Source organism: Bifidobacteriaceae bacterium (assembly GCA_031281585.1).
Classification (GTDB): Bacteria; Actinomycetota; Actinomycetes; order Actinomycetales; family WQXJ01; genus JAIRTF01.
Genome location: JAITFE010000091.1, coordinates 26,634 through 50,451 on the forward strand (window position 1 = coordinate 26,634; position 23,818 = coordinate 50,451).

The following is a 23,818-nucleotide window of genomic DNA, read 5'->3' on the forward strand; positions in this document are numbered from 1 at the left end:
AAGGCGAGCCAAATGTGACCACGACTTTAGTCCCAACTATCCCGCCAAAGTCCCCAGGCGAAGCGGACCGGCCGACGGGGCGCGTCCGCCTGAGCCGCAGCCGCCACCTGCGGAACAGGACCGCGACCGGGGCGGCGCGCTCCCAGCCGTGCCCCGCGCCAGGGCCGAAAGGCCCGAATCGAGCGGCCCATCCGCCCTAGCGTCTAGTGGGCGGCTCGGACTGCGAACCCGGCGACGCCCCATCCAATGTTCATGTCACAGAAAGAACTGATCACCCCATGGCCGTTCTGCACGAGTCCCTGATCCAAGTGTTCGACGAGGTCACAGCACGCAACCCCGGCGAAACCGAATTCCACCAAGCCGTTCGCGAGGTACTGGAAAGCCTCGCTCCGGTGGTGGCCAAACACCCCGAATACGCGGACGGCGAGGTGATCCGGCGCCTCTGCGAGCCCGAGCGTCAGATCATCTTCCGCGTGCCCTGGACCGACGACGCGGGCCACGTGCGGCTCAACCGCGGCTTCCGGGTCGAATTCAACTCCGCGCTCGGCCCGTACAAAGGCGGCCTACGTTTCCACCCGTCCGTTTACCTCGGCATCATCAAGTTCCTCGGCTTCGAGCAGATCTTCAAGAACGCGCTCACCGGCATGCCGATCGGCGGGGGCAAAGGCGGCAGCGACTTCGACCCCAAGGGCAGGTCGGACGCCGAGGTGATGCGCTTCTGCCAGTCCTTCATGACGGAGTTGTACCGCTACCTGGGCGAGCACACCGACGTGCCCGCCGGGGACATCGGCGTGGGCCAACGCGAGATCGGCTACCTGTTTGGACAGTACAAGCGGATCACCAACCGCTACGAATCGGGCACGTTCACGGGCAAGGGCCTGGGCTGGGGCGGCTCGCAGGTGCGGACCGAGGCCACCGGGTACGGCACCGTGTTCTTTGTGGGCGAGATGCTGGCCGCGACCAATGACTCCTTCGAAGACAAGCGGGTGGTGGTGTCAGGCTCGGGCAACGTGGCGATCTACGCCATTGAGCAGGTCCACAACCTGGGCGGCCGCGTGGTGGCCTGCTCCGACTCGGACGGCTACGTGGTGGACGAGGCGGGCATCGACCTCGACCTCCTGAAGGAGATCAAGGAAGGCCACCGGGGACGCGTCCTGGAGTACGCCGAGCGCCGCGGCGGCGGCGTCCGGCACATCCGCAACGGCTCGATTTGGCAGGTGCCCTGTCAGATCGCGTTGCCCTGCGCCACCCAAAATGAGCTGAACGGGGCGGACGCGCGGGCTTTGGCCGCGAACGGCTGCCGGATCGTGGCCGAGGGCGCCAACATGCCCTCCACCCCCGAGGCGATCAGCTTCTTTGGCGAGGCCGGCATCCGGTTCGCGCCCGGCAAGGCGGCGAACGCCGGCGGCGTGGCGACCAGCGCCCTCGAGATGCAGCAGAACGCCTCCCGCGACTCGTGGTCGTTCGACCACACCGAGGCGCGTCTGAGCCAGATCATGCGCTCCATCCACGATCGCTGCCTGGAGGTGGCCGAGACCTACGGCGTGCCGGGCGACTACGTGGCCGGCGCGAACATCGCCGGATTCACCCAGGTCGCGGACGCCATGCTGGCGTTCGGCCTGATCTAGCAGGCTGCCAACCGACTTTTCGGGATAGCTGCCCGATGCCGTCTGGTCACCAGACGGCATCGGGCGTCGTTTTTTGGACCGCCGGTTGGCGACCGGGCCGTCGCGGTCCTGGGCGCCGGCCGCCGTCTCACCACCGCGTCCGGCCCCCGGGCGGGGCCGCGCGCCGGACGAGGCGGTGATAGAACGGCGCGGTGAGGCTCACCAAATATCAGCATTCCTGCATGACTCTGGAGAAGAACGGGCAACTGTTGGTGATAGACCCCGGGGTCTACACCGAGGACCTGCCGGCCGACCTGCGCGGGGTGGTGGCGACGGTGGTGACCCACGAGCACCCCGACCACTTCGACCCTCCCCACCTGACCCGGTTGGCCCGTGCCAACCCTGGTATGCCGGTGATCACCGTGGCGGCCGTGGCGGATCAGCTGCCGCCCGGCGTGACCGGACAGGCGGTTGAATCCGGCGCCCAGGTCCAGGCCGGGCCTTACGCGCTGACTTTCTACGGCTCGACGCACGCGCAGGTGGCGCCGGGAATGCCAGCGGTGCCCTGCCTGGGGGTCATGGTGGACCAAAAGCTCGCCTACGCGGGGGACGCTTTCCCGGCCCCGCCCCAGCCGCCGACGGCGGTGGCGGTCCCGGTCGCGGGCGCCTGGCTGAGCGGCGAGGACGTGATCGAATACGTCCAAACGCTGCGGGCTGGCGTGGCGTTCCCGGTGCATGAGGCGCTCGCGTCCGAACGCGGGCTGAACTTGCTCAACGCCGCCGTGGCGGGCGCCGCCGAGGCCGCCAGCCTGCGGTGGCAAGTCCTGGCGCCCGGCGAGTCGATCGAGCTTTGAGGCGCTAAGGCAGCGAGGTGTTCAGGAGCATTATGCCAAGCGCAATCATCACGACCGCGCCGATCAGCGCCAGAGCGCCGATCGCGCGGACCAAGTCCGTGCTGCGGGTCCGCCGCAACGAGAATCCGGATGCGATGATGCTGATCGCGGAGATCGCGATGATGGCCCAGCCGTGGAACTGGGCGGTGCTGGCGACCGCGTCGATGTTGGGGCAGCCATCGCTGCAGGCCAGCACCTGGGCGTGGATCCGACCCCAGACCACCGCCGACACGGCCACCATGATCGCGGCGCACGCCGCCAGGCAGGCCTCCACAATCCACGAATGCGGGACGGCCGGAGCCTGAGGCCGCACGGTGGACGCCTGGGCCAGGCTGCGGTAGCCGGCCCTGGACGGCGACGCGAAGTCGACTGGCGCGCTGGTCGGCCACTGCGGCTGCGCGAACGCCGGCGCAGTGGCGCCGTAAGCCGGGAACGGCCCGAAAGCCTGGGGCATTGACGGCGCCGCCATCGGCTGGGCCATCGCCTGCATCATGGGTTGGGACATCGGCTGGGCCATTGGCTGCACCATGGGCGAGGGCATGGGCTGGGCCATCGCCTGGGGCATGGCCTGGATCATCGGCTGGCTCACCATCTGGCCCATCATTGGAACCGCCTGGACGCCGAAGGCGCCACCAGCCGCCATCGGCATGGCGGCAAGGCCCGATGGCTGCCACACCATAGCCATCTGACCGGTGGCGGGCGGCAAGACCATCGGCACGGGCGCCTGCACGAGCGGCGAATCCGGGGACGGCGCCGGACGGGGCAGCCGGTCTTGGGTTGGGCGGGCCTCAAGGCGGTTGCGAACCGCCCCGTATTCGCGGCCGCCCCCCTGGGGGGGCTGCGCGGCGCGCGGTTGCGTGGCGCGCGGCTGCACCACGGCCGCCACGGCCGCCTGAACCGCCGCTTGGGCGTCCGGCGACCCAGGACCGGTGGCGGGATGCGAAGCCTCGGGTTCGGCCGAGTCCGCCTCGGCCGAACCCACGTCGTAGACCAAGGCGCCGCAGTCGTTGCAGCTCACGTCGCCGCCCCAGGCTCGGTGGCACAGGCCACAGCGCAACGCGCCGTCCGGCACGTGCGCCGCGGTGGCCGTCTCCGGCGCGGCTGTGTATGAGGTGGCGCCGCCAGTCGGCGGATGGGTCTGGGCGACCGAGGTGAAGCTTGGCGCGGTCGACTGCAACAGCGTCTGCTCTAGAGCCAAATACTGCGGATTGCTTGTCATAATGACCACCCTGGGAACGGATCACTAATGGGGAAGTGCCAGTCACCCCCATTGTGCCACTAATTCTAAATGCCGCTGGACGCGCTTTCTTTCCCGACTGCGCAGAAACGCTGATTTCATTTCCGGCAATGTGGGGGCGGACCAAATTGAAGCGGCCGCCGCCAGCCCACGCGCGCGGGCTGCGGACGCGGCCCGCGTCCGGGCGGGGGCGCCTCAAGGGGTCAGCGCGCCCGTCCTGGGACCAGAATAAATGGCCTGGTCAGGCGCTATTGGGCTATTGAACAAGCCGGCCACGGTGACCAATTGAAAGCCCTTCGCCCGCAGTCCGGCGACAATTCCCGGCAGGGCGTCGATGGTCTCCGCCACCGTGTCATGCATCAGAATGATCGAACCGGGTTTCGGATCGTTAACGGCGTGCTCCAGGATCTTCGCCCCGTCGTGGCTGGACCAGTCCATGGTGTCCACGTCCCACAGGACGAAGATCTTGCCCGTGCAGCCGCGCAGGATGGCGTCACTCCAACTGCCGTAGGGCGGCCGCACAAAGGGCGACTCGAACCCGGACGCGTCGCGGATCGCCCGGGCGGTCCGGTCCGCGTCCGCGCAGGCTTGCTCAATCGAGACCTTCTTCATGTCGGTGTGATTCCACGAATGGCCGCCGACCAAATGGCCGTCCTCCACTTGGCGTTTGACGGAGTCGGGGCGGTTCGCGGAATTTTGGCCGGTGTTGAAGAAAGTCGCCTTGACGCCCAGTTCCGCGAGCTTGTCCAGCAAAGCCGTCGAATAGGCGGACGGACCGTCGTCGAACGTCAACGCGACGCAGGCGACCACCGCGCAGTCGACGCCCCCCGCCGGTGGCGGAGGGGGCGGAGGCGGCTCCGGGCTCGGCGTGGGCGGCTCCGCCTTGGCGACTTGCGGAGGGGGCGTGAAGCTGACGGTCTCACGCGGCGTCGCCTGCGCCACCGTGCCTTTGGCGGGCAGCATCGCCAAGAAAGAGACGAAACCCAGGCAGAGCACTCCAATGGCAAGGGCGATTGACGCCCGCCACGCTCTCCAGCTTTCCCCGCTGCCGCCAGAGCCCCGTTTCAAAATCGCGCTACTCCCTGCCTGCCACCGCTCAACCGCTACTGCCCGTGTCAAACCAATTGTCGCCGCTTAAAGCCATCGTTCCGTCATCCCTGACGGCATTTCTCGTATTTTGGTCCCCTTGCGGGGCGGCGGGACGGCCGCAGGCCGTCTCGGGGCCCCCGGACCCGCGTCCGCGAAGCCCGGCCGCGACCTTTACAGTGTTGGTGACGCGTGCGTCGCTCACCTAAGCTGACGCCCGGTGCCGCCACACGGCATCGTCCACCACAGGGGACCTATAAGGAGACCGCCAATGTCAAGAATCTACTCCGACGCTTCCGAAATCACGGGCAACACCCCGCTAGTCAAGATCAACCGTTTGGGCAAGAACTTGGCGCCCGGAGCGCAGGTGTTGGGCAAGCTGGAGTTCTACAACCCGGCTGGCAGCGTGAAAGACCGGATCGGCGTGGCCATAGTCGACGCCGCAGAGGCTGCCGGGGCGCTCAAACCCGGCGGGACTATCGTGGAGGGCACCAGCGGCAACACCGGAATCGCGCTGGCCTTCGTGGGCGCCGCCCGCGGCTACCATGTTGTGCTGACAATGCCGGAATCCATGTCCAAGGAGCGCCGAGCGCTGCTGCGGGCCTTCGGCGCCGAATTGGTCCTGACCCCCGCCTCGGAGGGCATGAAGGGCGCCGTCGCCGCCGCCGAGAAGATCGCCTCCGAGCGGCCCGGCGCGATCCTGGCCCGCCAGTTCGAGAACGAGGCCAACCCGGAAATCCACCGGCGCACCACGGCCGAGGAGATTTGGGCCGACACCGACGGCGCGGTCGACGTGGTTGTGGGCGGAGTGGGCACCGGCGGCACCATCACCGGTGTGGGCCAAGTCATCAAGGGCCGCAAGCCGTCCCTCAAGGTCATTGCCGTGGAACCCGCCGAGTCGCCGCTGCTGTCGGAAGGCACCGCCGGCCCGCACAAGATTCAGGGCATTGGCGCCAACTTTGTCCCCGACGTCTTGGACACCAACATCTACGACGAGGTCATTCGCATCGCCTCCGATGACGCCATCGCCACCGCGCGCGCCGCCGCCACCGAGGAAGGCCTCCTGGTGGGCATCTCCTCCGGCGCGGCCCTGGCCGCCGCGATCGAGTACGCCCAACGGCCTGAGGCCGCAGGCCAACTGATCGTCGCGATTGTGCCGGACTTCGGCGAGCGCTACCTCTCGACCGTCCTTTATTCCGACCTGCTCGATTCCTGACGTCTTCGGGCGGGCTGATAATAGGAGGCATGACCGCTTCCCAGTCCACCGTTTCGATCACAGGTTTGCGGCGGTTCGCGCGGGTGCTGCGCGACGATTTGGCGACCGCGCAGCGCCTCGACCCGGCCGCGCGCAACAAAATCGAGGTGGCGCTCGCCTATCCGGGCGTCCACGCCTTGTGGATTCACCGCCTGACCCACCGCATGTGGCGCGAGCCGTTGCTGCGGCTGCCCGCCCGCCTGATTTCGCAGTTGGCGCGTTTTGGGACCGGCGTTGAGATCCACCCCGGCGCGGTCTTGGGCGAACGTCTCTTCATTGACCACGGCATGGGCGTGGTCATCGGGGAAACCGCCGAGGTGGGCGATGACGTGCTGTTGTTCCACGGGGTCACGCTCGGCGGCCGCTCAATGGTCAAAGGCAAACGGCACCCGACGATCGGCGACCGGGTGACGATCGGCGCCGGCGCCAAAGTCTTGGGCCCCATCACCGTGGGCGACGACGCCCGGATCGGCGCCAACTCCGTGGTGGTCCACGACGTGCCCCCCGCCGGGGTCGTGGTGGGCGTGCCCGGCAAGGTCCGCCGGGTCAAGGCCCGCGAACAAGGCCTCTTGGAGGACGCGGCTCTTTGGATCTGACTCCGGCGCCCGGCGTCACCAAATGGTAACGCGCTGGTCCGGCGGCAGGTAGAGGGAGTCGCCCGGGGCCACGCCGAAAACGTCGTAGAAGGCGTCTAGGTTGCGGACCACGCCGTTGCACCGGAACTCCGGCGGCGAGTGCGGGTCGACCGCCAAGAGCATCGCCTCCTGCTGCGGCCGCGACTTCTGGCGCCATGACTGGGACCAGCCGTAGAAGAAGCGCTCCCCGGCGGTGAGGCCGTCGATCGCCGGCCCCTCGCTGAGGCCCGCGCGGTCCAACGCTATCCGGTAGGCGCGCCAGGCGATCGCCAGCCCGCCCAGGTCGCCGATGTTCTCGCCGATCGTCAGCGCCCCGTTGACGTGCGCCGGGCCATCCGGCAAGTCGAGGCTGAAAGCGTCGTATTGGGCGATCAACGCCTTGGTTCGCTCTTCGAAGGCTTGGCGGTCGGCGTCCGTCCACCAGTCGGTCAAGCGGCCCGCGCCGTCATACTTCGAGCCCTGGTCGTCAAACCCGTGCCCGATCTCATGTCCGATCACCGCGCCGATCCCGCCGTAGTTGGCGGCGTCCTCGGCCTGGGCGTCAAAGAAGGGCGGCTGCAGGATCGCGGCCGGGAACACGATCTCATTCAGGCCGGGGTTGTAGTAGGCGTTGACGGTCTGCGGGTTCATCAGCCACTCCGTCCGGTCCACCGGGCCGCCCAGTTTGCGCAGCTCCCGGTTGGTCTCATGGGCGGCCGCCGCCCTGACGTTGTTGAGGAGGTCGCCGGGTTCCAGGCGCAGGCCCGAATAGTCCCGCCATTTGTCGGGGTAGCCAATCTTGGGCGTGAAGGCCGCCAGTTTGGCCAGCGCCTTGGCTTTGGTCTCCTCCCCCAGCCAATCGAGTTCCTGGATGGACCGCCGGTAGGCCTCGATCAAGTCCGCCACCAGTTGGACCATGCGGGCCTTGTGGTCGGCCGGGAAATGCCGTTCGACGTAGAACCGCCCCACCAATTCGCCCAGGTAGCCGTCCACCAGCGACACTCCGCGCTTCCAGCGGTCCCGCAGTTGCTCCATGCCCTGCAAGGTCCGGCCGTTGAAGTCGAAGGCCGCCTCCACCAACTCCTCGTTCAGAAGCGACGCGCGGGCGGCGATCACCCTCCACACCGCCCAGGCCTTCCAGTCCGCGAGCGGCGTGTCCCGCCATGTCACCGCCATTTCGGTGACGTAGGAAGGCTCCATCAGGACGAGGGCGTCCCAGTTGGCGGAGCCGCCCACGGGGCCGTCGATCGCGCGGGCCCACTCCTCCCACGGGAAGCTCGGGGCCAGGGCGCGCAGGCCGTCGAAGCTGGTCGGGTTGTAGGTGGCGGTGGCGTCGCGGTCCTTGACCACGTCCCAGTGCGCCGACGCCAGGCATTCCTCCAACCTGTAAACGCGCTCCGCGAGCTCCGCCGGTTCGCGGTATGGGTGGGTCACCTCAAACAACTCGGGCAGATCCTTGCCGACCAGCGCGAACATCCGCGCTATGTGCTCGCGGTACGCCTCGCGGATGCGGGCGTGCTGGTCCTCGCGGTAGTAGGCCTCGTCTGGCAGACCAATCCCGCTTTGATGAAGGTTCAGCACGTAACGGTCCGGCGCGCCCGGATCGGTGTCGACGTACAGTCCGACCACATCGCCGATGCCGCTCCGAGACAGCCCGCCCAGCACCCGCGCCAACGCCTCGGGGCTTTGGGCGGACCCGAGCTGCCGCAGCTCGGGGAGCAGCGGACGGGCGCCGAGAGCCTCGACCCGGTCGGTGTCCATGAAGCTGCCGTACAAGGCTCCAACCAAGCTGTCGGGCGCTTGGTCTTCGATAATTTGCCTGGTCAGGAGCTCGGAGAGGTCGCGCAGCTCGCGGAACGCCCCGTCCGAGCCCCGGTCGGGCGGGATCACGAACGTCTCCAGCCAACGCCCGTTGACGTGACGGTACAGGTCGTCCTGCGGGCGGATGGAACGGTCGAAGTTGGCGGTGACGATGCCTGATTGAGCCATTCAGCCAGCCTAAGGCCCCTTGGGCGACCTCGCGGCGGCGGCGGGCCCGGCCCGCCCCGATTTGAACCTCATATCATGTTGGGATGCGCATCCACCTGGCCTCCGACCACGCCGGCTTCGAGTTGAAACGGGCCCTGCACGACCATTTGACGGACGCGGGCCACGCGGTTGTGGACCACGGCGCCTTCGACTACGACCCCGCAGACGACTATCCCTCGTTCTGCTTCGACGCCGGCCAGGCGGTGGCGGCCGACCCGGGTTCGCTCGGCGTGGTGATTGGCGGCTCCGGCAACGGCGAGCAGATCGCGGCCAACAAGGTCTTGGGGGTGCGCGCCGCCCTGACCTGGTCCGTCCGCACCGCGCGCCTGGCCCGCCAGCACAACGACGCCAACGTGGCGGGACTGGGCGCCCGCGAGCACACCATGGCGGAGGCGATCGCTATTGTCGAGGCTTTCATCGCGGAGCCCTTCTCCGGCGACGAGCGCCACCGGCGCCGCGTCATGAAAGTCGCCGAATACGAGACGTTGGCCCACCAGTAGGCTTCCCTGTAGCGGACCAGAGCCTGGGTGTTTTCGCACTTAGGCCCGCGAAGTGGGACAATCAGGCCCGTGAATCTGACTAGGACCGAAGCCGCCGCCCGCGCCAAGATCATCGCCAACCCGCACTACCGGATCGAACTGGACCTGAGGGGCGCCGGGCCGGTCTTCGACTCCCGGACCACCGTCAGTTTCGACGCCGCCAAAGCCGGCTCGACCAGCTTTATCGACCTGATCGCCCCCGAGGTGCGGACCGTGACCCTGAACGGGCGGCCCTTGGACCCGGCCGAGGTCTTCGCCGAAGACCGCGTGCGACTGGACGACCTGGCCGACCACAACGAGTTGGTGATCGAGGCCCGGTGCGCCTATTCGCACACCGGCGAGGGCCTCCACCGTTTCACCGACCCGGTTGACGGGCAAACATACCTGTACACGCAGTTTGAGCCCGCCGACGCCCGGCGGGTCTTCGCGGTCTTCGAGCAGCCCGACCTGAAAGGGATCTTCGAGCTGACCGTGTCCGCGCCCGAGAACTGGAAGGTGGTCTCCAACCAACCGGAGGCCGCCGCCGAGCCGGCTGCAGGCCAAGCCGAGGGCGGCGCTGGGGCCGAGGGCGAAAAGCCGCCACACGGGACCCTGCACCGGTTCGAGCCGACGCCCAAGCTGTCCTCCTACCTGATCGCGCTGATCGCCGGACCGTACGCGGAATGGCGGAGCGAGGTCGTCTCGACCGACGGGCGAGCCGTGCCGATGGCCCTTTACGCGCGGGCCTCCATGGGCGAACACGTCGACGCTGAAAACATCTTCGAAATCACGCGCCAAGGGTTCGGCTTCTACGAGCCGGCGTTCGGGCGGCCCTACCCGTTCGCCAAGTATGACCAGGTGTTCTGTCCCGAATACAACTTCGGGGCGATGGAGAACGCCGGGTTGGTGACCATCACCGAGTCCTACGTCTTTCGGTCCAAGCCGATCCGCTCGCGGGTGGAGCGCCGGGCGATCACGATCCTGCACGAACTGGCCCACATGTGGTTCGGGGACCTGGTGACGATGCGCTGGTGGAACGATCTGTGGCTGAACGAGTCGTTCGCCGAATTCGTCTCCCATCTGGCCGCCGTCGAGGCGACCGAATGGAAGGACGCCTGGACCACCTTCGCGTACTCGGAAAAGACCTGGGCTTACGCGCAAGACCAGCTGCCGACCACGCACCCCATCCTCGCGCCGATCGAAGACCTCGACGACGTGCACAACAACTTCGACGGCATCACCTATGCCAAGGGCGCCTCGGTCCTGCGCCAACTGGTCGCCTGGGTGGGCCAAGACGCCTTCCTGGCGGGGGTGCGCGCCTACTTCGCCAAGCACGCCTGGTCGAACACCACGCTGAACGACCTCCTGGTCGAACTGGAGGCCGCCTCCGGGCGCGACCTCGCCACCTGGGCGGACAGCTGGCTGAAAACTGCGGGCGTGAACACGATCTCGATCGACCCGGCCGGCGAACGGCTCCTTCAGACGGGCCAGGCCCCCTATCCGTCCTGGCGTCCGCAGCGAATCGCCTTGGGCGGGTATTCGCTGGTCGAGGCCGTGCCGGTCCGCTTCTGGGACACCGAGGTCGACCTGACGGGGCCCGCCACGGCGCTGCCGAAGCTGCGCCCCGCAGACCTGCTGCTGGTCAACGACCGCGACTTGGCCTACGCGAAGGTGCGCCTCGACGCCAATTCCCTCGACGTGGCGACCCAGGCCGTCGCCGAGCTGCCCGATCCGCTGGCCCGCTCCGTCATCTGGGGGCTCCTGTGGGACATGACCCGCGACGGCGAGTTCGGACCCCGTGCTTTCTTGGACCGCGTGCTTGGGGGCGTGGGCCGGGAGGCCAGTTCGACCGCGATGCGCCAACTGCTCGACGAACTCGGCATTGCGCTCACGTCCTTCGTGGCGCCCGAGTTCCGACGGGCCGCCACGGCCGATGCCGCCGACCGCCTTTGGACGTTAGCCCAGACCGCCGAGGGCGGCTCGGACGCCCAATTGCAGCTGGTCAAGGCTTTCGCGCGGCAGGCCGGCACGCCGTCGCAACTCGACCTGGTCGACGAGTTGGTGACCGGGTCGCGGTCGCTGACGGGTCTGGCGATCGACGTGGATTTGACCTGGGACTTGCTGGCGTCGCTGGTGGCGGGCGGACGGGCCGGCGAGGAGCGGATCGACCGGCAGCTTGAGGCGGACCGCACCTTGTCCGGGCTGGAGCAGGCCGCGCGGCTGCGCGCCACCTTGCCAACTCCCGAGGCGAAGGCCGCCGCCTGGCTGCGGGCGGTCGAGGACCCGGCCACGCCGAACGGCACCCAGCGGGCCATCATCGCCGGCTGGGGGCGCGTCTGGGACGCGGCCTTGCTGGAGCCCTTTGTCGAACCGTACTTCGCGGGATTGCCGCGCATCTGGCGCGATCGCTCGCCGGAGACCGCCACATCCATCGCCGCCGGGCTCTATCCAAGCCGGGCGGCGGACCTGGCCGGCGTGGACGTGATTGGCGCCACCGACCGGTTCCTGGCCGGGCCGGGCGGATCGGTGCCGCCGCTGCGGCGACTGGTCGAGGAGGGACGGGCCGGTGTGCTGCGGGCGCTCAACGCTCAAGCCAAGGACGCCGGCGAAACGCGCTGACCTAAGGAAACGCGGAAGGCAAGCACAGCCCCGCGGCTTGGTCGGTGGCCTTTTGGCACCCGCCAAGGATCGGGCCTCGTAAGCGCACACACCTCGGAACGGGGACGGCGCCTGGTGCTGGCGCGCCGGGCATGGCCGCCATCCCCGTTAATGGGTACCGTCCCCGTTTCTGTAGCCTGGACGAATGACTGCGTTGGCCGCTCCCGAATTCACCGATTCTTGGCCCGGATGGGCCCGCTTCCTGATGGGCACGCCGCTGCGGATCGTCATCATCCTGGTCGCGGCGTGGGTCGCCGCGGCGGTCCTGCACGCGGTCATTCGCCACATCGCCAAACGGGCGGCCCGGCTGCCGAGCCGGGGAGCGGCGGCCCGGGCGACGGCATCGGGCGCAGACGCCGCCTACCTGGCCTCCCGACGCGAGGCCCGGTTCATGACGTTGGCTTCGGTGTTCCGCTCCGCCTCGACCGTCGCCGTCTGGGTCTTGGCCATCTGCCTGGTCCTCGAATCCATCGGGGTCAATCCCGGGCTGATCGCCACCTCGGTCGGCGTGCTCGGCGTGGGTCTTGGCCTGGGCGCCCAAACCCTGGTCAAGGACATGCTGTCCGGCCTGTGGATGCTGATCGAGGACCAATACGGCCTGGGCGACCTGATCGACACGGGGGACGCCAAGGGCGTGGTCGAGTCGATGAGCCTTCGGATCACCACGCTCCGCGACGAATCAGGCGTGGTCTGGTATGTGCCAAACGGATCGATCACGCGGATCGGCAACCGGTCGCAGGCGACCCAGGCGGACGCTCAGGCCGGCGCGAGCTGACCAGGCACGCCTGCAGGCGGGGCGGGCTGTTTTAGCTCCGCCTCGATTCGTTGCGCCAGCTCAGGCGCTTCGGCGCCCACCACCACCTGGACCACATGCCCCGAAATGACCACGCCGAACGCGCCGCGCGCGTACAGACCCGCGACGTCCACCAGGGCCGGGTTGGCCACCTCGATCCGCAAACGGGTTGGGTGGACCGCCAAGTGGGTCACGTTTCGCGGCCCACCCAAGCATTCGAGCGTTCTAACCGCCAAAACGACCTGTTTTCCTCCACACCAGGGCGGCGTGGCTAACCAGATGGATAGGAGCAATGTGATGAGGGTAACACGCGAGGGGCTGCCCGTGGTTGGCGGAGGGTCTTAGTCGCGCCGCAAACGGCGATAGGTCACGCGGTGGGGGCGGGCCGCTTCAGGCCCCAGGCGGTCCACCTTGTTCGACTCGTATGCGGCAAAGTTGCCCTCGAACCAGAACCACCGGCTCGGGTCCTCGTCATTGCCCTCATAAGCGAGGATGTGGGTGGCCACGCGGTCGAGGAACCAGCGGTCGTGGGCGACCACCACCGCACAGCCGGGGAAGTCCAGCAGCGCGTTTTCGAGCGACGACAGGGTCTCCACGTCAAGGTCGTTGGTCGGTTCGTCCAGCAGCAGCAGGTTGCCGCCCTGTTTGAGCGTCATCGCCAGGTTGAGACGGTTGCGCTCGCCCCCCGACAGAACACCGGACGGCTTTTGCTGATCCGGCCCTTTGAACCCGAAAGCCGAGACGTAGGCGCGGGACGGCATTTCAACCTGCCCCACATGGATGTAGTCAAGGCCGTCCGAGACGACCTGCCAGACGGTCTTGTCCGGGTCTATCCCGCTCCGCCCTTGGTCGACGTAGGAGATTTTGACGGTCTCGCCGATCTTGAGTTCGCCCGCGTCAAGCGGTTCCAGCCCCACGATCGTCTTGAACAGGGTCGTCTTGCCGACGCCGTTTGGCCCGATCACGCCGACGATGCCGTTCTTCGGCAAAGAGAACGACAGCCCGTCGATCAGGACGCGGTCGCCGAAGCCTTTCCGCAGGTTGTTCGCCTCGAGGACGATCGAGCCGAGCCGGGGCCCCGGCGGGATTTGGATCTCGTCCAAGTCCAGTTTGCGGGTCCGCTCCGCTTCCGCCGCCATCTCCTCATAGCGCTGAAGCCGCGCCTTCGACTTCGCCTGGCGGCCCTTCGCGTTCTGGCGCACCCAGGCCAGCTCGTCAGCCAGGCGTTTGGCCAGCTTGGCGTCCTTTTGGCCCTGGATCTGCAGGCGCTCCTGCTTCTTTTCCAGGTAGACCGAGTAGTTGCCCTCATAGGCGTACGCCCGGCCGCGGTCGAGTTCGAGAATCCATTCGGCCACGTTGTCCAGGAAGTAGCGGTCGTGCGTCACCGCCAGCACCGCGCCGGGGTAGGCGGACAGGTGCTGTTCCAGCCATTGGACAGATTCGGCGTCCAGGTGGTTGGTCGGCTCGTCCAACAGCAGCAGGTCGGGCTGTTCGAGCAGCAGCTTGCACAGGGCGACCCGGCGCCGCTCGCCGCCGGACAATACCGAAGCCGGGGTGTCCGCCGGCGGGCAGCGCAAGGCGTCCATGGCCTGCTCAAGGCGCGCGTCCAAGTCCCAGGCGTTCGCGTGGTCAAGCGCTTCCTGAAGCTCCCCCAACTCCGGCAGCAGGCGGTCGTAGTCGGCTTCCGGGTCGGCGAGTTCTTCGCTGATCTGGTTGAACCGGTCCATCTTGGCCTTGATGGACGCCACCCCTTCTTCGACGTTGCCGAGCACGGTCTTCGTGTCGTCCAACGGCGGCTCCTGTTGGAGCATGCCGACGGAGAAGCCAGCCGTCAGGGTGGCTTCTCCGTTGGACGGGTGGTCAAGCCCGGCCATGATCTTCAGGACCGAGGACTTGCCGGCCCCGTTGGGGCCGACCACCCCGATTTTGGCGCCCGGGTAGAAGGCCAAGGTGACGTCATCCAAGATGACCTTGTCGCCATGGGCCTTGCGGGCGCGTTTCATCACGTAAATGAACTCAGGCACCGCACTAGGGTACCCTCGCCGCCTTCCGGCTCCGCCACGCCAGCAGGGCGACGCCGCCAAGGATCAGGCCCAAGGCGATCAGCGCCGCGAACCCCGCGCTCTGCGTGCCGGTGACCGGCAGCGCGGGCGGCGGCTGAGGCAACGGGTGGATCGGGGTGACCGTGCAGATCATCCCCTCGGCCGGGTCGCACGCTGGCGCTGCGCCCGCCTGTCGCGGATCGAACGGCGCCGAATCGTACGGCTCGGCGGCGGCGACCACGTAATTGTGAAACCACCAGTCGCCGGCCCGCGTCGCCTTGGCGCCGTAGGACACGGTGGCGGTCTCGCCCGGCCCCAGGGCGCCGGTGATCTCGAGCCGTTGCGCCTGGGGTGCCCAGGCCGCCGCGACCGCCTGGTTGTCCGCTGTTGGAAGGCCCTGCAACTCGCCGTCGTCCAGCACCCAGCCCAGCAGGTCGTGGTGATTGAGCTCAACGCTGGTTTGGCCCCGGTTCGCGAATGTGACGTTGAAGTTGGCGACTTCCCCCGGGCGGAGGCTGGCCACGTCCACGCTCTTGCCGACGGTCAACTCTTCGACCGGGGTGACGGTGCACAAGGGGTCGCCGTCCGCGCATTCGTCCGGGACGGTCTGGCCGGGGTCCGCGATCACGAAGTTGGCGAGAAGACTGTCGCCGCGGTCCGCGAACGGTTTGACGATCACCTGGTACGTGATGACGGCGGCTGTGCCGACCGGCGACGGGATGGTCCCGGCGACCGCGATGGTCTGGCCCGCCGGGTCGAACTGGGCCGTCAGGCCTTCGGCGTCAGACGCCGGTTCGCCCGCCAAGTCCGCGTCATCCAACACGCCAGCCAGATGGTCCATTACGTTCACGGTGGCGGGCGCGGCGCCCCGGTTGGTGAAGGTGAGGGCATAGGTGACGGCCTCACCTGGTTTGGCCATGTCCCGGTCGGCCGTCTTGACCACCTGGAAGTCCTCCACCAGGGTGACGGCGCAGGCTGGGTCCCCGTCCGTGCACCTCGGTTTGGCGGACGGGCCCGGCCCTGCGGGGGTGACGAAGTTCTCCAGCCGGTGGTCGGCTCGGTCCGCTGACTGGTTGACCAGCACCTGGTAGACGATTCTCGCCGCTGTCCCGACCGGGGCGGGTATTGTCCCGGCCACCTTGATGGATTGGGCGGTCCGGTCGAATACGGCGGTCAGGCCGGGGGTGTCTGAGACCGGCGGCCCTGCCAAGGTCGCGTCGTCAAGCACCCATCTGAGGGAGTCGAGGACGTCAACGGTGGCGGGAGCGGCGCCTCGGTTGGTGAACGCAAGCGTGTAGGTGACGACCTCGCCGGGTTTGGCGACTTGTTTGTCAGCGGTCTTCACCACCCCGTATTCGCCGACCGGGGTGTCGGTGCAGGTCCCGGCCGCCAGCCGGGCGCAGTTCGGGATGTCGTCTTCGGGGATGTCCGGCCGGCCCGGCGCGGCCGGGTCGCGGGGCGCGATGACGTTGACCAGCCGGTGGTCGCCGCGTCCCTGGAACGGTTTCACCTTGACCTGATAGGAGACGTTCGCCTCCTCCCCGGCCGCGAGCTGCCCCGTGATGGCCGCGGTCAACGCCAGGCGGTCGTAGGCGGCCGTCACGTGGGCGTTGTCCGAGGCGGGGGCCTTGACCATGGTCGCGTCGTCCGCCAGCCACCGTGTCAGGTCCACAAGATCCACCGCCACTGGGGCGCTGCCGACCGACGCCAGTTTGACGTTGTAGTCCACCGTTTGGAACGGTTTCGCGAGCGGCGGGTCCGCTGTCTTCGCAACGGCCAGGTCGCGGACCAGATTCGTGGTGCACGGGCGTCCCAACTCCGCGCCGCAGGTCGGCCGGGCGGTCGGGATCACGGTCCTGGGGCAGGGGCTGTTCGGGTCGGCGCCGCAGACCTGGTCCGGGTAGACGACGTTCGTCAAGACCTGGTCCCCGCGGTGCTCGCGGTCGCGGACCGTGGCCTGGTAGGTGACGCGGGCGGCCGCCCCGACTTCCAGCACGCCCGAGATCGCCACGGCCTGCCCCTCCATCACGGCTTTGACCGGCGCGTAGTCCGAGGCCAGGCCGGTCACGTCCGCGTCATCCAACACCCATTCCAGGTGGTCGTGTTCCGCGATCCGGGCCGGAACCGCGCCGGTGTTCGTGAACGTGACCGTGTAGCGGATGGGCTCGCCCGCATGGGGCGGCAAGCCGGAATCCGTGTTCGAGGTTTTCGCGACCGTGTAGGACGTCACCGGGGTGGACGTGCACAGCGGGTCGTCCGCCCGGCACTCCCCCGACCCCGGCCCAATCCTGTTCACCAGGACGCTGTCGGCCCGGCCCTGCGCCTTCACCTTCACCTGGTATGTGACTTTCGCCGACGCGCCGGCCTTCAGAGTCCCGGCGATCGACAGCACCCGCGCCGCCGGGTCGAAGCCGACGGCGATCGCGGGGTCGGTGGATTTGACCGACCCGGACACCAAGTCCGCGTCGTCGAGCACCCCGGCCAAATGGTCGACCAGGTTCACGGGGGCGCCCGCCCGCCCGCGGGTGTTCCACAGGTCGACGGTGAATGTCGCAACCTGGCCCGGCCGCGCCACCTCCGCGTCCACCGACTTGGCGACGTGGAGGTCCGAGCCGGGCGTTTGGGTGGACACTCTTTCGCCGGGGGTCTGGTCAATCACGTCGACCGGGCGGATCCAGGCTGTGTTCTCAAGCAGCAAGTCCGAGGCCTCCCCCGAGACGTGCGGGTCGTAGGCGACCGTGTAGGTGATCTTCGCCGACGCGCCGACCCCCAATGGACCGGACCACGCGATCCGCTTGGCGGCCGGTTCCCAGGCGGCGGTCCCGGCGGTGGCTTTCAAGGTGGCCGGGTCGAACGCCGCGTCGTCCAGCACGCCGGACAGATCGTCATAGGCGACGGCCGGGTCGGAGGCGGTGAACCCAGCCTTGCCGACGTTGGCCACCGTGACCGTGTAGGAGGCGGTGTGGCCCTTGGCGTGCAGCCCAGTGGTTTCAACGGTCTTTTCGATCGACAGCCCCGGCAGCGGGACGGTGTTCGACACGGGGGTTTTGCCGCAGTAGGTGTTCACGTCCGCCGCCCCGGCCGGGCAACCGGTGATGGACGCCTGGTTCGTGCGGGACGCCTCGAATCCGGGCTCCACCGTCAGTTTGTACGTGATCGTGGCGGTCTCGCCCGCCTTCAACGGCCCCCGCCAAGTCATCTTCCCGCCCGCCGCGCTTGCCGACGCCTGCGACGGGGAAGAGCCCTTGTCATATGCCGTGGACGCGTACGCCCATCCCGAAGTGTGCGCGGGCAGCACGTCGGTCACCGTCAACGGGTCGGACACGCCGAACCCCAGCCGCTCCTGGCGTTCCGCCGCCAAACCCGCCGCGTTCGACGTGTTTTTCACCTTCACCGTGTACGCGATGGTCCGCGCCAGCGGGTTCCCGGCGGGCGGGTTCAGCGCACCCGTTTTCGACACCATCTGGGCGGCGCGCCGGTACAGGCCCACCGGGTCGGACCGCAGCGCGACGTCTTTCGACAAGTCGTTCCACACCCCGAACTGGACGGTCGCGTTGTTCCCCCAGCACGAGTCCTGTAGCCACGTCCAATCCGGCCACGGCGGGTCGGAGTTCGGATAGGACGGGTCGTAGCACACCCACGCGTGTTTGAAACCCTGCGTGGACACCCCCGCCGCCGGAGTTTTCACATCCGCCGAACCCGCCCGCAATGACGCCACCGGGTTTGTCCCCAGCCTGAGCCCGGTCGACAACACCTCCGAGTCGTCCCAATGCACCAAAGGCCACACCGGGGCGCCGCCGTTCCTGGCCACCGCGTAGCCCGCCAACTGCCTCACCTGCACCCCGCCGGCCAGCCTCTCGGCGTCGGAGAACGTCTGGTAATACTCATCGCCCTTGAGCAACTGCACCGCCACGCCCACATAGTCCGCGACGACGGCGTTCCCGCCCGCGTCTTTGCCGTCCCACGACCACGACACGTCCCCCGCCGCCAAGGGCTTCTGACCGGTCTCCACCACGTCGCCGGGATCCGCGTACGACCCGTTCCCGTTCACGTCGACCATGACTTGGTACTCGCCTCTGAACCCGGCTATCCCCAACGTTCCCGACGCGCCCTGATACGGCGCGCCGGCGGGCGCGGCGTGGTCGACCGCCAGCTTCGGCTGCGGCTTGTCCGGCACCCGGTAAACCGGTTTGACGAACCCCTCCTGTCCGGAATGCCCCCAATAGTCCGCCCGCTCCGGCAAGTCCGCCGCCGGCGGGTCGAAGAACAAGTTAAACTGCCGGTCGCATTCGGGCACCGGGGTGAACACTCCCCCGCCCGTCAGCCCCAGCTGGGCGGCGGGCGGGTCCAACAGCCTGGAACGGCGCAACGGCACGCAGCCGTCCTTCAGGTACAGGCCCAACCCGTCCGCGACGAACCCCGAGTTGATCCCGTCATACCCCCGCACAGCGGTCTCGAACACGGCGCCGTCATCCGCGACCACGTAAACCTCGAAATCCACCGACAACGCCGCAGGCCGCGTTTGGGCGCCCCCGAAACCCTTCGCCCACACGCGGCCCGGCACATGCGCCCCGCCCGCCAACACCCGCAACTGTTGGCGGTAAACCCAGGACTGCGAGGGCGGGGTGTTCAGTCCCACCACCTGGGCTTTCCACACCCCGGCCTCCCCCGAGGCGGAGACCGATCCGGACACGCCGTGCCCGGACACCACCGTCGACCCAGCCAAGCCCCCGGACGGCCGGTAAAGCTCCAAACGCACCTCCGGGGTGCCGCCCCACGTGGCATATGACCACTCCAACTCCGAGACCGCCAACTGCACCACCTCGCTGGAGTTTCTCACATACACGTAGAACACGTCATGGGCGTCGCCGCCGCCCGAAGAGCCCCAACCGGCCATGCCCACATAACCGTCCGACGCCGCCTCCGCCGGCTCCCCGCCGGCCACCCCGGACACCAACCCCGCCAACGCCAAAGCCACCGCCGCCAAGGCCGCCATCAGGCGACTGAGTTTGCGAAACGCCGGGCTCAGGGCGTGTTTGGCCGGACCCGGCCACCGGCGGAGCGTCTGGGCTCCAGGTTGTTGAGATTCTCGCGCCGCCGGCGAGCCGGCGCGCATGCTGGTTGCGATTTGCATGGTTGGTCTTCCTGTGATTCGGAGGATTCAAAGAGAACACGGAGCGCTTGCCGCCAGGCTCGGCGCCAACGCGGGGCCATGGCGGATGGCGCCACTGCGTTCAAACCCGCGAACGGCGGTCCTTTCGCGTCGCGGCTCGGCGCGGGCGTCGGGGATCACGCCCGCCCAGCCGGGGGACGTGAGCCCTTTTGGGAGCTAGACCGCGCTGGGCTCGGCCGGGGCCTCGGCGCCAGCGGCCGCGTCGGCCAGTCCGAACGCCCGCTCAACATCCCCGGGATCCTCAAAGCTGGCGAGTTCGTCGCCGTCAGGCGGGAGGTCCGGCAAGTCCTGATCGGATGGCGCCTGGGCGTTTGGGACGGCCGCGTTGCCCGGCGCCGGATCCTGAGCCCCAAGCGCGGCGCCCGCCGGGGCACCGGCCGGCGCCTCGGCCGAACGGCGGCTCCAACCGGCCTTTCCCCAGCGCAGATTGTGCCCAATCGACCTGGCGGTTATCTGCATCGATGTGCGTTCCCGGCCGTCGCGGTCCGTCCAGAAATGCTGAGACAGACGGCCGGTGACAATCACCGCGTCGCCGTGTTTGACGGACAGCAAGACGTTCTCAGCCAGGTCTTTCTGGCTGACTTTGACGTCAAACCAGGTGGTCGGCGCGTCACGCCGTTCACCCTGCGAGTCCCACCACCAAGCGGTCGAACCCACTCTGAAGGTCACCCAAGTCGAGTCTTCGCGGCCGTAGTGCTGCGGGGGGCGGGCCACCCATCCCTCAACCGTCAGCGTGATCTCATTGTTCATTTGCAGTGCTCCTTAGGTCGATCAGGGAGCGGCCCACCCCGCGCCGGCATAGAGCCTCCGGCGAACTCGCGTTCGTCCTCCCGAAGGCCTCGCCAAAATGGTGTCCCCGATCCGCGCCGCGGATCGGCCAGAAACACAACGCCTGTGGATAACCCTCTAACTCGCGGGCGGACGGGCCGCCGCTTCGGCCAGAACCGAGATCTCCGCCAACTGATCGGCCAGAGCGCGGCGGTCGTCCAACACCTGCTTGGTCGGCCGCGCCATGGTGCGGTCGACCACTGACCGCACGGCCGCGCGAACTGAATCCTCCAAAGCGGCGCGCCGCTGGCGTTCGACCTTCGCCGGGCGCAGCAGCCGGGACCAGAAGCCGCCCGGCGGGGGCGCCTTGACCGGCTCCAACGCCTGCGCCAGGCGCGCCGTCACGTTCTGCGCGGACGCCAGCGAATAGCTCACCGCCATGGCCCATTGGTCCGGCAGGGCATAAGTGGCCTCAGCCGCCCAGGCGCTGGCCGCCTGGCGCACCTCGTCAACTCCGGGCGCCGCCGGATCGGCGATCCCCTCCCGCCCAATCACCTGCTCCACCAGGGACTGGACGACCTGCGCCTCGGCCTTGCCGAGCCAGTCCGAATCGCCAGCCGGATCAACCCTGATGCGTCCCTCTGGATCCGCCAGTTGGGTCGCGGCGGCGAACTGGGAGGCCGCAGCCGCCAAGTCGGCCGCCGTGCGCAGCATCGCCATGGTCCGGTGGGCCGTGCGCTCCATCAACTGGGAGCGCAGCGCGTCGATCCCCGCGCCCGTGACAGCCGAGGTGAGCGCCACCACCGGGTCGGTCAAGCCGTCCTCGACCAGCAGCTTCGTCAGCCCCTGGGCGATCGCTTCGGCGTCGGCTGGGCTGACCGTGTCGATTTGGTTCGCCACCACGATCGCCTCCCGCCCCTGATGGGCTTTGGCCGTGGCGACGAAACGCTGGTGAAGCACCGGATCGGCGTACTTTTGCGGATCGGTCACCCAGATCAGCACGTCCGCCAGCGGCAGGGCGCGCTCCGCGATCAGGTGGTTGGCCTCCGAGGCAGAGTCGTAATCCGGCAGGTCCAGCAGGATCATGCCCCGCAGTTCGCCGATATGCGACTCAAGGACCGAGTCGCGTTTGATCCACGCCCCGCGTTCCACGCCCAGCCATTCCAGCAGCTCCTCCGCGCCGGTCCCCCAAACGCAGGCCGTCGCCTTCGAAGTGGTCGGCCGAACCACGCCCACCTCGGAGAACGCCATTTCCGCGATCGCGTTGAACAGAGAAGACTTGCCCGAACCGGTCCCTCCGCTGATCGCCACGATGGTGTGGTCAACCCCGCGGTCGAGGCGTTCGGTGAGCAACTCGGCCACCGCCAGAGCCTCCAAGGACGGGCCCTCCTCCAGCCGCCGCGCGCTCAGCGCGGCCGCCTCACGCAGTTGGCCTATCCCGCCGCGCAGCCCTTCGATCTGATCATCCGTCATTGGTCCACCTGCTTCGCTGCAAAGGCCAGCCGGTCCGCCGCCCAGGCCACAGTTTCCGATGCCGTCCGATCAACTTTCGCCACCGCATCGGCGAAGACGGCCAAAGCGAGCCGCACCGCGCTTTCCCGCGCCTCGCGCAAGTCCTCGCGCGCCCCTTCGGCCAACCCCGGGGCCTTGTCCCGGGCCAGCCTGCCGAGCAGATCGGCGGGCCCCTCCGCCCCCAACGCGGCGGCCTGGACCAAGGAGACCAGGCCCGAGCGGCCCAGCGCGTCGGCCGCCCGTCCCACCGCCACGTCCTCCGACTTGCGCACACGGGCGCCCACCGCCTGGGTCCACAGGCCATAACCGGCGCTGCCGGCCAGATCGCCCGTCAACTCGGTTTGGTCCAGCCCCTCCCGAGTCAACAACGTGCGCGTGCCCTCGGGCACGTCCTCCCCCTGCCAAGCCGACACCATGGCCGCCCGAGCGTCGGTCATCGTCTGACGGAAACCGGGCCCAACGGCATCGGACACCGCCCGGCCCAACGCGGCCAACCCGGCCGCCCACCGTTTCCGCTGGGCGGGGGTGGTTTCCTGGCCAATTTCGACATGGCTGAGCGCGCCGTCGGGGCCCAACTGGTCGAGCCACGCCTCCGTCAGGCGGGCGTCCGGCGATCCGGGCGAGAAATCGGCCGCCGCCTCCATCGCCTGGGCCAACCGCGCTTCGGTGGCCGAACGCAACAAGTCGACCGAGGCCTCGTGGACGCGCTGCGCATTAGCCAACTCCGCCGTTTGCGCGGCCAGACCGGCCAAGGCGACGCGCAAGTCCGGGCTGTCGGCCTGACGCTCGGGGATGGGGAACCGCTCCTCAAGCCACGCCCGCAGGTCGGCCACGCGGTCCGGCGGGAGCGTCTCCGGCGCGCCGGGCAGCTCCGGGATTCCGAACAGGGCGATCCGCTCCAGACGCGCCTTCGCCAACCGCTCCCTCACATCCGCCTCGATGACCGGCCAAACGCCCTCCGGCAGGCGGTTCACCACCAACGCGACCGGCTCCGACTGGTCGGCCAGGCTCGCCAGCAGGTCCCAAACGAGCGAATCCCCGTAGCGCAACGCGGACGTCACCGCCAGCCAGGCCGACATGGGCACGTCGGGCTGGGCCTTGAGCGCGTCGTTGCCGACCGCGAACGGGTCCCCGCAATCGAGGACCGCCCAGGTCAGGGGCGCGTCCCAGACCGCGTGGGGGGTGGCCTCCGACCGGACGCGGTGGTCGCCCTGAAGCGCCATGGTGTCCGGGTGGGCCAGCAACTGTGGATAGGAGGTGGTCGGCCGAAGCGCGCTCACCGCGCTGAACGAACCGCCGATCAAAGTGTTGGCCAAGACTGACTTGCCCACCCCGGTGGGCCCCGCCACGGCGATCAAGGCCGGTTCGCCCACGGCGTCCAAAGCCGGAATGACCGTCTTGTCGAGTTCGGCCGCCAAAGCGGCGCGCTTGGCTTCGGCGCGGGCGGAGGCGGGCGCGGGGAAGGGGAACTCGACTCCGTCCAGCGCTTCCCGCAAAATGCCCACCAACTCGCGGGAAGTGTGGGCCACGGACCGACTTTGCATGCTACATACCTTCTTACGTCCGAGCCTTTTACACAAACCGCTGGGCGCGCCTTGTCTCGGATTTCAGACGGGCCGTACCACATTCTGGGC

At 68.5% G+C, this 23,818-nt stretch carries 16 protein-coding genes; 7 read left to right on the plus strand and 9 right to left on the minus strand.

Features of this window, described 5'->3' with window-relative positions; genetic code table 11:
* Nucleotides 1–278 precede the first annotated feature (278 nt).
* Together gdhA and LBC97_10665 are read left to right on the plus strand one after the other, a co-directional pair.
* Nucleotides 279–1,628 (plus strand): NADP-specific glutamate dehydrogenase, encoded by a 1,350-nt coding sequence (gene gdhA / locus LBC97_10660; protein ID MDR2566490.1) that lies wholly within the window; start codon nt 279–281, stop codon nt 1,626–1,628.
* A gap of 191 nt (nt 1,629–1,819) precedes the next feature.
* Entirely contained in the window at nt 1,820–2,461 is a 642-nt protein-coding gene (locus LBC97_10665) for an MBL fold metallo-hydrolase (GenBank protein ID MDR2566491.1), read from the plus strand.
* Between the two features lie 4 nt (nt 2,462–2,465).
* Here LBC97_10665 and LBC97_10670 read toward each other — a convergent pair whose 3' ends face one another.
* Both LBC97_10670 and LBC97_10675 read right to left on the minus strand, forming a co-directional pair.
* On the minus strand, nt 2,466–3,719 hold the full coding sequence (locus LBC97_10670) for a hypothetical protein (protein MDR2566492.1): 1,254 nt from the start codon (nt 3,717–3,719) through the stop codon (nt 2,466–2,468).
* A gap of 213 nt (nt 3,720–3,932) precedes the next feature.
* Nucleotides 3,933–4,700, minus strand: a complete 768-nt coding sequence (locus LBC97_10675) for a polysaccharide deacetylase family protein (GenBank protein ID MDR2566493.1) — start codon at nt 4,698–4,700, stop codon at nt 3,933–3,935.
* A 394-nt stretch (nt 4,701–5,094) separates the two neighbouring features.
* Here LBC97_10675 and cysK point away from each other — a divergent pair, with 394 nt between their 5' ends.
* The gene (gene cysK, locus LBC97_10680) at nt 5,095–6,039 is read left to right on the plus strand and encodes a cysteine synthase A (protein MDR2566494.1); all 945 of its coding nucleotides are present in this window, start codon (nt 5,095–5,097) and stop codon (nt 6,037–6,039) included.
* Nucleotides 6,040–6,068: 29 nt separating this feature from the next.
* A complete protein-coding gene (cysE, locus tag LBC97_10685) occupies nt 6,069–6,674 on the plus strand; it encodes a serine O-acetyltransferase (protein ID MDR2566495.1) in 606 nt (201 codons plus the stop codon).
* A gap of 15 nt (nt 6,675–6,689) precedes the next feature.
* Here cysE and LBC97_10690 read toward each other — a convergent pair whose 3' ends face one another.
* Nucleotides 6,690–8,681 (minus strand): peptidase M13, encoded by a 1,992-nt coding sequence (locus LBC97_10690; protein ID MDR2566496.1) that lies wholly within the window; start codon nt 8,679–8,681, stop codon nt 6,690–6,692.
* Between the two features lie 83 nt (nt 8,682–8,764).
* On the opposite strand from LBC97_10690, the gene LBC97_10695 reads away from it, so the two are divergent.
* The 3 genes from LBC97_10695 to LBC97_10705 all read left to right on the plus strand — a co-directional run bounded on the left by LBC97_10695 (nt 8,765) and on the right by LBC97_10705 (nt 12,671).
* The gene (locus tag LBC97_10695) at nt 8,765–9,220 is read left to right on the plus strand and encodes a ribose-5-phosphate isomerase (protein ID MDR2566497.1); all 456 of its coding nucleotides are present in this window, start codon (nt 8,765–8,767) and stop codon (nt 9,218–9,220) included.
* 69 nt (nt 9,221–9,289) lie between these two features.
* Nucleotides 9,290–11,857: an aminopeptidase N gene (gene pepN, locus LBC97_10700; protein MDR2566498.1), complete on the plus strand. Its 2,568-nt coding sequence runs from the start codon at nt 9,290–9,292 to the stop codon at nt 11,855–11,857.
* Nucleotides 11,858–12,041: 184 nt separating this feature from the next.
* On the plus strand, nt 12,042–12,671 hold the full coding sequence (locus LBC97_10705; protein ID MDR2566499.1) for a mechanosensitive ion channel family protein: 630 nt from the start codon (nt 12,042–12,044) through the stop codon (nt 12,669–12,671).
* On the opposite strand, the gene LBC97_10710 is transcribed toward LBC97_10705, so the two are convergent.
* The 6 genes from LBC97_10710 to LBC97_10735 all read right to left on the minus strand — a co-directional run bounded on the left by LBC97_10710 (nt 12,653) and on the right by LBC97_10735 (nt 23,728).
* Nucleotides 12,653–12,901 (minus strand): PTS transporter subunit EIIB, encoded by a 249-nt coding sequence (locus LBC97_10710; protein ID MDR2566500.1) that lies wholly within the window; start codon nt 12,899–12,901, stop codon nt 12,653–12,655. The genes LBC97_10705 and LBC97_10710 overlap by 19 nt on opposite strands.
* Before the next feature lie 129 nt (nt 12,902–13,030).
* The gene (ettA, locus tag LBC97_10715; protein ID MDR2566501.1) at nt 13,031–14,713 is read right to left on the minus strand and encodes an energy-dependent translational throttle protein EttA; all 1,683 of its coding nucleotides are present in this window, start codon (nt 14,711–14,713) and stop codon (nt 13,031–13,033) included.
* 4 nt (nt 14,714–14,717) lie between these two features.
* A complete protein-coding gene (locus tag LBC97_10720; GenBank protein MDR2566502.1) occupies nt 14,718–19,727 on the minus strand; it encodes a DUF11 domain-containing protein in 5,010 nt (1,669 codons plus the stop codon).
* A gap of 333 nt (nt 19,728–20,060) precedes the next feature.
* Entirely contained in the window at nt 20,061–20,654 is a 594-nt protein-coding gene (locus tag LBC97_10725) for a single-stranded DNA-binding protein (GenBank protein MDR2566503.1), read from the minus strand.
* 156 nt (nt 20,655–20,810) lie between these two features.
* Nucleotides 20,811–22,145: a 50S ribosome-binding GTPase gene (locus tag LBC97_10730; protein MDR2566504.1), complete on the minus strand. Its 1,335-nt coding sequence runs from the start codon at nt 22,143–22,145 to the stop codon at nt 20,811–20,813.
* A complete protein-coding gene (locus LBC97_10735; GenBank protein ID MDR2566505.1) occupies nt 22,142–23,728 on the minus strand; it encodes a GTPase domain-containing protein in 1,587 nt (528 codons plus the stop codon). Before LBC97_10735 ends, LBC97_10730 begins: the two co-directional genes overlap by 4 nt.
* Between the last annotated feature and the right edge of the window lie 90 nt (nt 23,729–23,818).